Origin of the sequence: Qipengyuania zhejiangensis (genome assembly GCF_035607565.1) — a bacterium.
GTDB lineage: Bacteria > Pseudomonadota > Alphaproteobacteria > Sphingomonadales > Sphingomonadaceae > Qipengyuania > Qipengyuania zhejiangensis.
Genome location: NZ_JAYKGO010000003.1, coordinates 1,332,947 through 1,346,226 on the forward strand (window position 1 = coordinate 1,332,947; position 13,280 = coordinate 1,346,226).

The window sequence follows — 13,280 nt, forward strand, 5'->3', positions numbered from 1 at the left end:
CTGCACCATTGCGGTGCCGCGCGCGGGCCAGTAACGGGCGTGCCATGTCGAAAACACCAAGCAAGACACCCCAGGCCATTCGCGGCACGCAGGATATCTTCGGGCCCGATGCCGAAGCGTTCGCCTTCGTGGTCGAAACCTTTGAGCGCGTACGCAAGCTCTACCGCTTCCGCCGGGTGGAAATGCCCGTGTTCGAAAAGACCGAGGTGTTCAGCCGCGCGATCGGCGAAACCACCGATGTCGTTTCGAAGGAGATGTACTCCTTTGACGATCGCGGCGGGGAATCGCTGACGCTGCGGCCCGAATTCACCGCGGGTATTGCGCGCGCCTACCTGACCAACGGCTGGCAGCAGCACGCGCCGCTCAAGGTGGCGACGCATGGGCCGCTGTTCCGATACGAACGTCCGCAGAAGGGGCGCTACCGCCAGTTCCACCAGATCGATGCGGAAATAATCGGCGCAGCCGAACCGCAGGCGGATGTCGAATTGCTGGCCATGGCCGACCAGTTGCTGAAAGAACTCGACATCGATGGCGTCACGCTTCACCTTAACACGCTGGGCGACGGCGACAGCCGCGACGCCTGGCGCGCCGCGCTGGTCGAACACTTCCGCGCGGTAAAGGACGAGCTTTCGGACGATTCGCAGGAGCGGCTCGAAAAGAACCCTCTGCGCATTCTCGACAGCAAGGATCGCCGCGACCAGCGTTTCGTCGCCGATGCGCCGAAGATCGACCAGTTCCTTTCGGACGACGCGCGCGCCTTTTTCGACGCGGTGACCAGCGGGCTGGATGCGGCAGGGGTAAAGTGGACCCGCGCCGAAAGCCTTGTCCGCGGTCTCGATTACTACCGCCACACTGCCTTTGAGTTCATTCCCGACGAGGGCAGCGAAGCCGCGTCCCGGCTTGGTAGCCAGAGCACGATTCTGGGCGGCGGTCGCTACGATGGACTGATGGAAAGCCTTGGCGGCGCACCGACTCCGGCGGTGGGCTGGGCTGCCGGGATCGAGCGGCTGGCGATGCTGGTTGGCGACAAGGGTGAAGCAAACGCGGACGTGATCGTGGTCGTCGAAAACGACAGCCTGATCTCAAGCGCCATCACCGCGATCGGCAAGCTGCGCGGCAGCGGCATGACAGCCGATTTGCTGGCCAGCGGCAGCCCCAGAAAACGGTTCGACAAGGCGTCAAAGATGGGCGCTGAAAACCTGGTTTCCTTTGCGGTCCACGACGGGGCCGAAAGCATCCGGGTGCGCGGGCCGAACCAGGCGGAAATCGACCGGATACTTTCGTGACCATACCGCGCGAACGCCTTGACCAGATTACCCATCGCTTCGCCGAGCTCGAAGCGCGGATGGCCTCGGGCACGCTCGAGGGCGAGGAGTTCGTGCGCGCATCCCGGGACTACGCCGAGCTGGAGCCGGTGGCCAAGGTCGCCGCCGAGGTCAAGGCGGCGCGCGAAGAGATTGCCAGCCTGGAGGAAATGCTGGCCGATCCCGAAATGAAGGCGATGGCGGAAGAAGAGCTCGCCGCCTTGCGCAGGCGCCTCCCCGAAGCGGAGCGTCAACTGGCGATCGCCATGCTTCCCCGCGATTCGGCCGACAGCAAGCCCGCCATGCTCGAAATCCGTGCAGGCACCGGGGGCGACGAAGCCGCATTGTTCGCGGGCGATCTTTACCGCATGTACGAACGTTTCGCCGCCGATCAGGGCTGGAAAGTGGAACCGGTCAGCATGAGCGCGTCCGAAGTCGGCGGCTTCAAGGAAATCGTCGCCAACGTGACCGGGACCGGCGTGTTCGCAAAGCTCAAGTTCGAAAGCGGTGTCCACCGTGTCCAGCGCGTGCCCGAAACCGAAAGCGGGGGGCGCATTCACACGTCGGCGGCGACCGTTGCGGTCCTGCCCGAACCCGACGCGGTCGACGTGCAGATCGAGGACAAGGATCTCAAGATCGACGTATACCGCGCGAGCGGCGCGGGCGGACAGCACGTCAACACCACCGACAGCGCGGTCCGCATCACTCACCTGCCGACGAACACCATCGTCACCTGCCAGGATGGGCGCAGCCAGCACAAGAACAAGGAAAAGGCGATGCAGGTACTGCGCGCCCGCCTTTACGAGCAGCAACGCGAAGCGTCGCAGGGGGCAGAGGCCGAGGCGCGCAAGGCCATGGTCGGCAGCGGTGATCGCTCCGAACGCATCCGCACCTACAATTACCCGCAAGGCCGCGTGACCGACCACCGCATCGGCCTGACCTTGCACAAGCTGCCCGAAATCATCGCCGGGCCGGGCCTTGGCGAACTGGTCGGCGCGTTGATTGCCGAGGACGAAGCCAAACGGCTCGCGGCGCTGAGTGACTGAGACCGTCGCCGGGGCCATCCGCGTGGCCGCCGACCGGCTGGCCGCGACGAGCGGCACCGCGCGCCTCGATGCCGAATTGTTGATGGGCCACGTGCTGGGCGTGTCGCGGTCGGACCTGCTGGTGTTCCATCTCGGCCGCGATGTCCTGCCGCACCGGACGGCGTATGAACGCCTCGTCGAACGGCGGTTGCGGCACGAACCGGTCGCCTATCTCGTGAACACGCAGGAATTCTACGGCCTTCGCCTTGCCGTAACGCCCGATGTCCTCATCCCGCGCGGCGACAGCGAAGTACTGGTCGATGCGGCGCTGGACATCGTGCCCGATGCCGGCCGCGTGCTCGACATGGGGACCGGGTCGGGTGCGCTGTTGCTGGCCTATCTCGCCAACGCGCCACAGGCTCGCGGTGTCGGGATCGACGCGTCGCCGGGCGCGCTGGAGGTTGCCACGGCCAATTGCGAGCGATTGGGCCTGTCCGAGCGCGCCCGGTTCCTGCTCGCAGACTGGACCACGAAGGACTGGGACGCGCCGCTGGGCCAGTTCGATCTTGTGCTGTGCAACCCGCCCTATGTGGAAGATGACGCCCCGCTGGACCGCGACGTTCGCGAATACGAACCGGCCAGCGCGCTGTTCGCCGGTCCGCAGGGGCTTGACGACTATCGCGTGCTGGTGCCGCAACTTGGCAAGCTTTTATTGCCGGGCGGTGTCGCAATTTTGGAAATCGGGGCCACGCAAGGCGATGCAGTGGGCGATATCGCCCGCGAATCGGGCTTCGCGGTAGCGGTCAGGAAGGACCTTGGCGGTCGTCCTCGTGCCTTGGTCTTGCGCCCTTCCTGAGATAGGGGCTTGGCAAAGGCGATTCGACTCTCTACCTCTGGCCACAGGCCAGTGGTGTGCGACGCGCTCGTCCCGCCGGTTTAAGCTCCGATCATATGCAGTTCCGGTGCGAGGCAGAAGGCCCCGTATACCATGCACGAAAACTGGGGCACGCGACCTGCGACTTCCGCAGGCGCGCAAGGGGTCACGCGGCTATATGCGGACCGATGGTTCGCGCTGCGTCATTAATGAGGACAGGTAACCCTTGAACAACAACAATCGTAATAACCGCCGTCGCGGACGCGGGAACAATCGTCCCCAAGGTGGCGGCGGAAATCAGGCCAACCGGATCGACAGCCGCGCTCGCGGGAACGCGCCGCAGCTGCTCGACAAATACAAGAAGCTTGCCCAGGACGCCCAGCACAATGGCGACCGTGTGCAGGCCGAGTATTATCTCCAGTTTGCCGATCACTATTTCCGCGTGATTGCCGACAACAAGGCCCGCCAGGACGAACAGAAGGGCAAGCGCGGCGACGACCGTGAGCAGTCCGACGACGATGGCAGCGATGGCGATGATCGCCGCGGCGATAAGCGCCGTCCGCGCGGCCGCCGGGACGACAACGACAATCGCCAGGACCGCAATCGCAACGATGACGACGATAGCGACGGCGATTTCGACGGCGACAACGACAGCGGATACGAACCGGAAGACAACCCCTTCACCCGCCGCGCCGAGGCCGAACCCAAGAAGCGTCGCGCCCCGCGCAAGCCGAAGAAGGCCGATGACGCCGGCACGGCAAAGTCGGGTGAAATCGACGCTGCGGTTCTGCCGCCTTCGATCGGCGCCAAGGAAACCGCCAACGATGAAAAGCCGGCACCGCGCCGCCGTCGTCGCAAGCAGGAAGACGACAGCGAGGTCGGCGCGGTCGGCTGATCGCGCTTGATTGCCTGACATGACGGATTAAGGGCGGGCCGATGGACGCATTCCTCGGTTTCGCTCGCCGGCATCCCAACTGGACCGCGCTCGCGCTTGGCGCGCTGGCGGCGCTCGGTTTCCCGCCGCTTCACCTGTGGCCTGTCGCTGTTGCAGCGATGGGCGCGTTTGCCCTGCTCGTCTTTGACAGTCCCACACCGCGCGACGCGTTCCTGCGCGGTTGGCTGTTCGGGCTGGCGCATTTCACCGTCACCGACAACTGGATCGCGACCGCGTTCACCTATCAGGCGCAGATGCCGCCTGCACTTGGCTGGGCGGCTGTTCCGCTGCTTTCGCTCTACCTCGCGGTCTATCCGGGCCTTGCCGCGGCGATCGCATCGGCCGTCGCCCGCCGCGCGCCATTCCCGGCTTTTGCGCTGGCGTTGGGGGCGGCGTGGGTGCTGGCCGAATGGCTGCGGAGCTGGGTATTCACAGGCTATGCGTGGGGGCCGTTCTCTCTCGCGCTGCTCGGCCCGTGGGACCGGCCGGGATTGGCCGCACTGCTGCCCTTTACCGGCACCTATGCCTTGTCGGGAATTGCCGTCGCGCTCGCGGGATTGCTGGCTTGGCTGGTTGCCGGCAGGCGTTGGATTGCAACCGGCGTAATGGCTGTGGCCTTGATTGCCGGCATGTACTTTCCCGTTGCCAAGGGCGATGACGGGTTCCTTCCGCTTACGCTGGTTCAGCCGAACCTGCGGCAGGAAGATATCGACGACCCGACGAAGTACGAAGGGCAGTTCCAGAACCTGGCCCAGCTGAGCGTTCCCGAAGGCCCGATCAGCCGGCGGCTTGTCCTGTGGCCTGAAAGCGGCGTCCCAGATTATCTGCGCGACGGTTATCCGCAGCGCTATTATGATCAGATGACCGCTGGCGGCGACCCCGCCTTCGCGCGGGCGCGCATCGGTTCGGTTATCGGGCCGGGCAGTTTGCTGCTTACGGGCCATACCGATCTCGAACTGGGCGAAGTCGACGGGCGTATCCGCGCCCTTGGTGCCTACAACACCATTACCTCCATCGACGCGGAGGGCCGCCTTGGCGAAAGTTACGCCAAGGCGCATCTGGTCCCCTATGGCGAATATCTGCCGATGCGCGCCCTGCTCGAACCGCTGGGCGCCTCGCGGCTGGTCGCGGGATCGATCGATTTCATTCCAGGGCCCGGCCCCCGCACCATCGACCTCGGCGATCACGGTAGGGCGGGAATGCAGATCTGTTACGAGATCGTTTTCTCCGGCGAGGTCGCGGAACGCGGCAACCGGCCGGACTACATTTTCAATCCGTCCAACGACGGCTGGTTCGGGGCCTGGGGGCCGCCGCAACATCTTGGACAGGCGCGAATGCGGGCGGTCGAAGAAGGCCTTCCCGTGCTGCGTTCCACCACCACGGGTATCAGCGCGGTCATCGACGCGCGCGGGGTCGTTCGTGACCACATCGGTCGCCACGTGGCGGGCCGGATCGATACGCGTGTGCCGCCCGCAGCCGAACCGACGTGGTTTTCGCGTGCCGGACACTGGCTCACCCTGCTGTGGGGAGCGGTGCTGCTTGCGTTATCGCTTGTTGCCATGCGCCGGATGGGAAGCTACCCCCGCAACTAACACATAAAGATTTCTTTATATCGAGGTTTCGAACCCCATGCGCACCAATTACCTGTTCACTTCCGAAAGCGTATCGGAAGGGCACCCGGACAAGGTTTCCGATCAGATCAGCGATGCGATCGTCGATCTGATGCTGTCGAAAGATCCGGAATCGCGCGTCGCCTGCGAAACCATGACGACCACCCAGCGGGTCATCCTGTCCGGCGAAATTCGCTGCGCGCCGATGTATGATGCGCACAACCCCGATTGGGCGGAAAACGGTGGTTGGGCACCCGGCGCCAAGGAAGAAATCGAGATCGCTGTCCGCCGCACGGTTCGCGAAATCGGTTACGAACAGGCCGGCTTTCACTGGCAGACCCTGACCTTCGAGAATCACTTGCACGGCCAGTCCTCGGAGATCGCACAAGGCGTCGATGCCAGCGGCAACAAGGACGAAGGCGCTGGCGACCAGGGCATCATGTTCGGGTTCGCGTGCGACGAAACGCCCGACCTGATGCCGGCAACCATTGATTACAGCCACAAGATCCTCGAACGGCTGGCGGCTGATCGCAAGAGCGGCGCGGCCCCGTTCCTCGAACCCGATGCCAAAAGCCAGGTCACCCTTCGTTATGAAAACGGACGGCCGGTGGCCTGCACGGCGGTGGTCGTTTCGACCCAGCACGCCAAGGGCTATCATGAAGGTGCCAGGGAAGCCGAACTGAAAGCCTACGTCAGGAAAGTCGTCAGCGAAATCCTGCCCGAAGGTTGGCTGACCGATGAGACCGACTGGCACATCAACCCCACCGGTGCCTTCGAGATCGGCGGACCCGATGGCGATGCGGGGCTGACCGGGCGCAAGATCATTGTTGACACCTATGGCGGCGCAGCCCCACACGGCGGCGGCGCGTTCAGCGGCAAGGACCCCACCAAGGTTGACCGGTCGGCTGCCTATATCGGGCGCTATCTTGCGAAGAACATCGTCGCGGCTGGCCTCGCGCGGCGGTGCACGATCCAGCTGAGCTACGCCATCGGCGTGTCCAAGCCGCTTTCGATCTATGTCGACACGCACGGCACCAACGCGCAAGGCGTTACCGACGAGGCGCTGGAACAGGCAATCGGTCGGATCGAGAAGCTGGGCGGATTGACCCCTCGCGGCATCCGCACGCACCTTGGCCTGAACAAGCCCATCTACCGCAAGACCGCGGCATACGGCCATTTCGGACGGCAGGCGGAAGGCGACCAGTTCCCGTGGGAACGCACGGATCTGGTGGACGACCTGAAGGCGGCGCTGGCCTGACCCCAGCCGGAGGGCGCGCGGCTTCGGCCCCGTTCAATCGTTCTGGTGCTGGCCCTTGCGCGGCGAAGGCGTGTCGAGCGCCAGTTCCGCTTCGGAAAAGGTGAACGGGCTTCGCACGCCGGGTATTCCGTCGATATCCACCCGCATCCCGCGGGCAACGACTTGCCGGTCGGCGAAGACGGCATCGATCGCGTTGATCGGTCCGGCCGGAATGCCCGCACTCGCGCATTGCGCCAGCAGATCGTCCTGTGTGCGACCGCGTGTTTCGGCCCGGATGATCGCATCCAGCGTCTCGCGGTTGGCGAGCCGCGCTTCGTTGGTGGCGAACCGTTCGTCTTCCAACAGGTCATCGCGCCCGAGAAGCGTTAGCAACCTGCGGAACAGTCCATCGTTCGCCGGCGCCAGGACAATCTCGCCGTCGGCAACGGGGAACACGCCATAGGCGCTGACCTGGGCGTGTTCGTTGCCCATGCGGGGCGGGTTCTGTCCGGTGGTAAGAAATTGCAGCGCCTGGCTCGCAAGCAGACCTACCGAACAATCGAGTAGCGCCATATCGACGTGCTGCCCGCGCCCCGTACGTTCGCGCATGGCCAGCGCCGCCTGAATTGCGATGACCGAATAGAGCCCGCACGAAAGATCGGAGATCGAGATGCCCATCTTCATCGGCTGGCCGTCCGGTTCGCCGGTCAGCGCCATGAACCCGCTCATCCCCTGGATCACGAAGTCGTAACCCGCTTCGTGCGCGCGTGGCCCGGTCTGCCCGAAGCCGGTTATGGAGCAATAGACGAGCGCAGGATTGGCCCCGCACAGGCTGGCATGGTCGAGGCCGAACTTCTCCAGCGCGCCCGTCTTGAAGTTTTCCAGCACCACATCCGCACCCAGCGCAAGGGCGCGGACACGCTCCAGATCCTCGGCGCTCTTGAAGTCTGCGACGACGCTGCGTTTTCCGCGGTTCGTGGCGTGGTAATAGGCCGCCTCGTGGTCGCCGTTGTCACGGTCGATCCACGGCGGCCCCCATTTGCGCGTGCCATCCCCATCGGGGCTTTCGATCTTGATTACGTCTGCACCAAGATCGGCAAGGATCTGGCCGGCCCAGGGCCCTGCCAGAACGCGCGCCAGTTCAAGAACCTTGAGGCCCGCGAGGGGCGCCTTGGCGTTGCGGGGTTTATCGAGCCACATAGCGGCGCTGCTGCGTTACTGCCGGGCGCTGGTCAAGCGTTCAGATGGCGTAGGCAGCGGGATCCTCGTCCGGCCACGATGTCAGGCGCGGATTTTTGCGGTTGAGGAAAACCGCCGGAAGCTTCGCCAGCATCAGCGATTTGTGGATCCAGTAATCGGTCCACTTTTCCTTCCACAGCGGCTTGGGTCGGCGGCCGTGCGCGCGCAGCCATGCATCGTAAGGCATCCAGTGGCTGGGTTCGTCCCTTTCGACCACTTCGAAGATACGCTTCATCGCCTTGTCGGACCGGATGTGCCGGTTTTTCAGCAGCACATCGACCTGGTCCATGCCGCGCTGCTCGGTGACCATGATGACGCGGCACAGTTTTTCGAACTCGTCACCGTTTTCCACGATGGCCCCGGTATCGAGATCTTCGATGGTGCAGCCGAAAACCGTTTCGATGAAATGATCGATATGGCCGCAGGTCCGATCTACCTTGAGGGGCATGATCCCGCGCAGTTCGAACCAGCGTTTGAACATGCGGTAGTGTTTTTCTTCATCGGCGCGGTGCTTTTCGACCGCAGCGATGAATTCCGCATCGTCCGGGCATCGCGCTCGCACCGCTTCGAGCACACGGTCGAGCGATGTGTAACCGCGATGCTCGTTATAGATGTAGATCGAGCCGAGTACGTCGAGGAAACGGTTTCGGAAAGAAGTGTAGAGACCCATGCGCCATCTATTTCACGGATGACGGCTCCCATCCACTAAATTAGCGGGCCGATCATTCGGTTTCCATGAGGCCCGCGAGACTTGCCACTGCCTCGATGAACTCCTCGCGAAAGTCCTGGACGACCTGCCTGCTCGACCGGACTTGTTCGACAAGGCCAACACCCTGTCCGACGAAGTAGCTGACCAGTTCGCGGGCCTCGGAATTGCCGGCCGCGGCATCGCGCTCGATGCGGGCGAAGGCGGGCTCAGACACCATGCCCATAAGCGGCATCGGCAAGGTGCCGGGGCCATCGGCAGCATCCCAGGCTTCGTGCCATGGGGTGCGAAGCTGGCGCGCGGGCTTGCCTGTGCGGCTGCGCGAACGCACGGTGTCGCGGCTGCGCGCGGCAACCATCTTGTCGCGAAAAGCCTCGCTCGTTTCGGCCTCCGGTGTCGCCAGCCAGATCGATCCGGTCCACGCACCTTGCGCGCCAGCCGCCATCATTCCGGCCATCTGGCCACCGGTCATGATCCCGCCAGCGGCAAGTACCGGAATGTCGTGCCCCGCCCGGCCGAGCGCACGGACCACTTCGGGGATCAGCACGAGGGTGGAAACCTCGCCGCAATGGCCCCCCGCCTCGGTGCCCTGAGCGACGATGATATCGACCCCCGCCTCGGCCTGGCGGATCGCGTGTTCCTTCGCGCCGACCAGCGCGGCCACGGGAACGCCGCGCTTCTTGCCTTCTTCGATCATGGCCGCAGGCGCGATGCCCAGCGCGTTGGCGATCAGCCGAATGGGATGCCGGAACGCGACTTCCATCAGCGCCAGGCCGTTTTCAGGGGTGATACCCATGCGTTCCGGCAGAACGCGCAGCTCGGCTTCGGGCGCGATGCCGTAATGACCAAGAACGTCGTTTACGAACGACTGGTAGGTCGGATCGATCGCGGCTGCGCGGCTCTTGTTATCGCCAAGGCTGGCGACGCGCGGGTCGACCACCTCGGGTACGAGCACGTCCACGCCATACGGCGCCCCGTCGACATGCGCGTCGATCCAGGCGAGTTCTTCTTCCAGCTGGTCGGGGCTGAACCGCGTTGCCCCCAGCACGCCGAAACCGCCAGCCTTGCTGACCGCCGCGACAACATCGCGGCAGTGGCTGAAGGCAAACAGCGGGAATTCCGCGCCGGTCAGTTCGCAAACACGATTCATCGCCATGAGCATCTCCTCTTTCCGGGAGACACCCTATCCAGCGTGCAGGTCTGCGCAAGTCAGAGCGTGTAATGCGCCGTCGTCTTGGCCGCGATTTCTTCGGCCGTGACACCGGGAGCCATTTCGACAAGCCGGAACGGGCTGGCGTGATCGGGACGCTGGAATACAGCGAGGTCGGTAACGATCATGTCGACCACGTTCTTGCCCGTAAGCGGCAAGGTGCAGGCCGGGATGAACTTGGGGCTGCCGTCTTTGGCGTTGTGTTCCATCACCACGATGATCTTCTTCACGCCGGCAACAAGGTCCATCGCGCCGCCCATGCCCTTGATCATCTTGCCCGGGATCATCCAGTTGGCGATGTCGCCGTTTTCGGCAACTTCCATCGCACCCAGCACCGTCAGGTCGATATGTCCGCCACGGATCATCGCAAAGCTGGCGGCGCTGTCGAAATAGGCGGAATGCGGCAGTTCGCTGATGGTCTGCTTGCCGGCGTTGATCAGGTCGGCGTCTTCTTCACCGGCATAGGGAAAGGGGCCAATGCCCAGCATTCCGTTCTCGCTTTGCAGCGTGACATGCATCCCTTCGGGGATGTGGTTGGCCACCAGCGTCGGGATGCCGATGCCCAGGTTGACGTAGTAGCCGTCCTTCAACTCGCGCGCGGCGCGGGCGGCCATCTGGTTGCGGTCCCAGCCGATCTTTTCTGCCGTGTCGCTCATGTCATTCGCTCTCGTTCATTATCGCGGGCGCGCCGTCTTCGGACGGCATCCAGCGGGCATTCGGGGGGAAGACCTCGTCGATCGTGCCCTTCTGCCAGGCACCGTAGGCGGAGTTCGGGATCACGAACCAGCCTGCGCCCCACAGGTCGGCCAGATCGCCATTGGCAACCATTGCGCGCCGTTCCTGGATGCCGAGGTCGGGATTGTTGAAGACATCGGCGAAATCGCCAAGGTTGTCGCCAGCCAGCACGATGACGCAGTATTTGCTGGCAATGGTGGCCCGGCGCCCGTCCTTGCGGCTGCCCATGGCGTCATCGCCGCGCAGGAACAGGTTTTCCAGGTGGACGGCGGGCCCCGCGCCCGCGGCATTGATAGCCGCTGCGGTGCCGGCGGCGGTGTCGGAATTGCGATTGGTGTTGAAGATCACGGTGATGCCCGCTTCGCGCAGGCGCGCCAGACCAGCGACCGCACCGGGAACAGGCGCGGCGATGCCCGTCCCCCCCTTGGCCCACTGCTCCCATTCTTCGGCCACGAACGGCTTGCCGGAATAGGCCTGCCAGTATTCGTATCCGGTGTTGAGCAAGACGGTCTCGTCCACATCGAACACCGCGGCAAACGGCTTTACCTTTCCGTCGGCGGCCACGCACGAAGGGGCCGCAATGCCGCCTTCCACATCAGGCAGGCCGAGCGGTACCGATTCCGGCATTTTCCGCTGCCGGCTGACCGAAACGGCGTAATCGGCCAGCTGTCGCCATGCCTGGATCGACGCGCCAGCCGCTTCACCCGAGCCGTATAGCCAACGCATCGTGTCGGGCGCTGCACGCTCGCCGCCGGACATGGAAGGGGCAGCGGCGCTGGCGGCGGGCGGCACGTCTACGGTGGCGCACCCTGCAAGCAGAACTGCGAATGCGGCGGTGAACGCTTTGGATTTCATGCGATTGCCTCCATTTCGGCGGGCAGGGGCAAACCGGGCCTCTCCACCTGCCAGAGTATCGAAAGAACGCGCCAGCTATCGTCGGGCTGACGCATCAGTTGAAAGGAATTGATACCCCGCGTGGCCCCGCGGGTGCCATCGGGCTCGGTCCAGCCGCCCGAATAGGATGACCATGCGTGTGCCATGTCGCCATAAACGGCAATACGGTTGACCAGCGTGCTTTCGCCGAAGCCGTTGGCGACGAGGAATTCGCGCTTGCTGGCGATGTATTCTTCCAGCGTGCTGCTTTCGATGCCGTCGGCGCGGATCGCGGTGAGCCGGGCATCCGGCAGATACAGCGCGCGCATTGCATCCCAGTCGCGGTCCTCGCCGATGCCGCCGGATATGGCGGCGTAGACTGCGGCAACAGTCCGGTCGATCGCGTCCGTGTCTGCCTGGGCGGGGGGCATCCTAGGCGCCTTCGCGCTCGCGCGTGGTCACGAACTCGATCTTCTTGTCATAGGGCGCGCCCACGATCATGCGCTGAACGTATACACCGGGCAGGTGGATACAGTCGGGATCGAGGCTGCCGGTGGGCACGATTTCCTCGACCTCCACCACACAGGCCTTGCCGCATGTGGCGGCGGGCAGATTGAAATTGCGGGCCGTCTTGCGGAACACCAGATTGCCCGTTTCGTCCGCCTTCCAGGCCTTGATTATGGCGAGATCGGCAAAGATGCCGCGCTCGAGGATGTATTCCTCGCCGTCGAATTGCTTGGTTTCCTTGCCCTCGGCAACCTGCGTACCGACGCCGGTCTTGGTATAGAAACCGGGAATGCCGGCACCGCCGGCGCGCATCCGTTCGGCCAGGGTGCCTTGCGGGCAGAATTCAACTTCGAGTTCGCCCGAAAGGAACTGACGCTCGAACTCCTTGTTCTCGCCGACGTAGCTGGAGATCATCTTTCTGACCTGCCGCGTCCGCAGCAGCATACCGATCCCCTCCCCGTCGATGCCCGCGTTGTTGCTGGCAAAGGTGAGGTTTTTCACGCCGTTTTCGCGGATTGCCTCGAGCAGGCGCTCTGGAATGCCGCACAGGCCAAAGCCCCCGCTGGCTATGAGCATGTCGTCCTTGAGCAGCCCTTCGAGGGCGGCGGCGGCATCGGGGAAAATCTTGTTCATGGGTTGGCCGCTTAACCGGTAACCCGCCATCTGTCACGAGGGGGGACGCTACGGCGGCAAGGGGTCGTCGGGATTTTGCATCGCAGCACGATCTGGCGCCCGCTTCGCACTTGCGGAAAATTGCGGGAAGGAGCGAAAATCCAGCAATCTTCACAGTTTCGCATCAACAGGTTGCGTCTGACGCAAGTATGCTTGTTCTTTTCGCACTTGCACAAAAATCGACCACCCAGCATATCTCTCCCTGCCTTTTAGGCATCCTCTCCCAAGACTTTTCAGCCCGGTTGGCCCCTTTCAGGAACGCCAGCCGGGCTTTTTTCTTGCCCGTTTGCGGACCTCGTGCCGAACTCGTTCATTGCATCCTGTGTGGCCAGACCCCAGCTTGGCTGTGAACGA

General features: G+C 63.9%; 13 protein-coding genes. 6 read left to right on the forward strand and 7 right to left on the reverse strand.

The window, feature by feature from the left end; translation table 11 throughout:
- The first annotated feature begins 44 nt into the window (after positions 1 to 44).
- From hisS to metK, 6 genes are all read left to right on the forward strand, one after another.
- Positions 45 to 1,286, forward strand: a complete 1,242-nt coding sequence (gene hisS / locus VR863_RS14310) for a histidine--tRNA ligase (protein WP_324829141.1) — start codon at positions 45 to 47, stop codon at positions 1,284 to 1,286.
- Complete coding sequence (prfA, locus tag VR863_RS14315; protein WP_324829142.1) at positions 1,283 to 2,350, forward strand: peptide chain release factor 1; 1,068 nt, start codon at positions 1,283 to 1,285, stop codon at positions 2,348 to 2,350. Before hisS ends, prfA begins: the two co-directional genes overlap by 4 nt.
- On the forward strand, positions 2,343 to 3,185 hold the full coding sequence (gene prmC / locus VR863_RS14320; RefSeq protein ID WP_324829143.1) for a peptide chain release factor N(5)-glutamine methyltransferase: 843 nt from the start codon (positions 2,343 to 2,345) through the stop codon (positions 3,183 to 3,185). Before prfA ends, prmC begins: the two co-directional genes overlap by 8 nt.
- 244 nt (positions 3,186 to 3,429) lie before the next feature.
- Positions 3,430 to 4,098 carry a DUF4167 domain-containing protein gene (locus VR863_RS14325; protein WP_324829144.1) on the forward strand — a complete coding sequence of 223 codons (669 nt, stop codon included), beginning with the start codon at positions 3,430 to 3,432 and terminating at the stop codon, positions 4,096 to 4,098.
- A gap of 41 nt (positions 4,099 to 4,139) precedes the next feature.
- Entirely contained in the window at positions 4,140 to 5,729 is a 1,590-nt protein-coding gene (gene lnt, locus VR863_RS14330; RefSeq protein WP_324829145.1) for an apolipoprotein N-acyltransferase, read from the forward strand.
- Positions 5,730 to 5,766: 37 nt separating this feature from the next.
- Positions 5,767 to 7,005 (forward strand): methionine adenosyltransferase, encoded by a 1,239-nt coding sequence (gene metK / locus VR863_RS14335; protein WP_324829146.1) that lies wholly within the window; start codon positions 5,767 to 5,769, stop codon positions 7,003 to 7,005.
- A gap of 33 nt (positions 7,006 to 7,038) precedes the next feature.
- Here metK and VR863_RS14340 read toward each other — a convergent pair whose 3' ends face one another.
- The 7 genes from VR863_RS14340 to VR863_RS14370 are packed head-to-tail and all read right to left on the reverse strand — an operon-like array spanning position 7,039 to position 12,887.
- On the reverse strand, positions 7,039 to 8,184 hold the full coding sequence (locus tag VR863_RS14340; protein WP_324829147.1) for a CaiB/BaiF CoA transferase family protein: 1,146 nt from the start codon (positions 8,182 to 8,184) through the stop codon (positions 7,039 to 7,041).
- A gap of 40 nt (positions 8,185 to 8,224) precedes the next feature.
- Entirely contained in the window at positions 8,225 to 8,893 is a 669-nt protein-coding gene (locus tag VR863_RS14345) for a ferritin-like domain-containing protein (RefSeq protein ID WP_324829148.1), read from the reverse strand.
- Between the two features lie 52 nt (positions 8,894 to 8,945).
- Positions 8,946 to 10,085, reverse strand: coding sequence for an NAD(P)H-dependent flavin oxidoreductase (locus tag VR863_RS14350; protein WP_324829149.1), 1,140 nt, complete (start codon positions 10,083 to 10,085; stop codon positions 8,946 to 8,948).
- Between the two features lie 53 nt (positions 10,086 to 10,138).
- Positions 10,139 to 10,795 (reverse strand): CoA transferase subunit B, encoded by a 657-nt coding sequence (locus VR863_RS14355; protein ID WP_324829150.1) that lies wholly within the window; start codon positions 10,793 to 10,795, stop codon positions 10,139 to 10,141.
- A 1-nt stretch (position 10,796) separates the two neighbouring features.
- Complete coding sequence (locus VR863_RS14360; RefSeq protein ID WP_324829151.1) at positions 10,797 to 11,729, reverse strand: 5'-nucleotidase, lipoprotein e(P4) family; 933 nt, start codon at positions 11,727 to 11,729, stop codon at positions 10,797 to 10,799.
- Positions 11,726 to 12,178 (reverse strand): YybH family protein, encoded by a 453-nt coding sequence (locus VR863_RS14365; protein ID WP_324829152.1) that lies wholly within the window; start codon positions 12,176 to 12,178, stop codon positions 11,726 to 11,728. Before VR863_RS14365 ends, VR863_RS14360 begins: the two co-directional genes overlap by 4 nt.
- Position 12,179: 1 nt before the next feature.
- Positions 12,180 to 12,887, reverse strand: coding sequence for a CoA transferase subunit A (locus VR863_RS14370; protein ID WP_324829153.1), 708 nt, complete (start codon positions 12,885 to 12,887; stop codon positions 12,180 to 12,182).
- Positions 12,888 to 13,280 lie beyond the last annotated feature (393 nt).

Coding starts and splice junctions, on each gene's coding strand:
- lnt (WP_324829145.1), top strand. CDS start 4,140: ATGGACGCATTCCTCGGTTTCGCTCGCCGGCATCCCAACTGGACCGCG.
- VR863_RS14370 (WP_324829153.1), bottom strand. CDS start 12,887: ATGAACAAGATTTTCCCCGATGCCGCCGCCGCCCTCGAAGGGCTGCTC.
- VR863_RS14350 (WP_324829149.1), bottom strand. CDS start 10,085: ATGGCGATGAATCGTGTTTGCGAACTGACCGGCGCGGAATTCCCGCTG.
- VR863_RS14345 (WP_324829148.1), bottom strand. CDS start 8,893: ATGGGTCTCTACACTTCTTTCCGAAACCGTTTCCTCGACGTACTCGGC.
- metK (WP_324829146.1), top strand. CDS start 5,767: ATGCGCACCAATTACCTGTTCACTTCCGAAAGCGTATCGGAAGGGCAC.
- hisS (WP_324829141.1), top strand. CDS start 45: ATGTCGAAAACACCAAGCAAGACACCCCAGGCCATTCGCGGCACGCAG.
- VR863_RS14360 (WP_324829151.1), bottom strand. CDS start 11,729: ATGAAATCCAAAGCGTTCACCGCCGCATTCGCAGTTCTGCTTGCAGGG.
- VR863_RS14340 (WP_324829147.1), bottom strand. CDS start 8,184: ATGTGGCTCGATAAACCCCGCAACGCCAAGGCGCCCCTCGCGGGCCTC.
- VR863_RS14365 (WP_324829152.1), bottom strand. CDS start 12,178: ATGCCCCCCGCCCAGGCAGACACGGACGCGATCGACCGGACTGTTGCC.
- VR863_RS14355 (WP_324829150.1), bottom strand. CDS start 10,795: ATGAGCGACACGGCAGAAAAGATCGGCTGGGACCGCAACCAGATGGCC.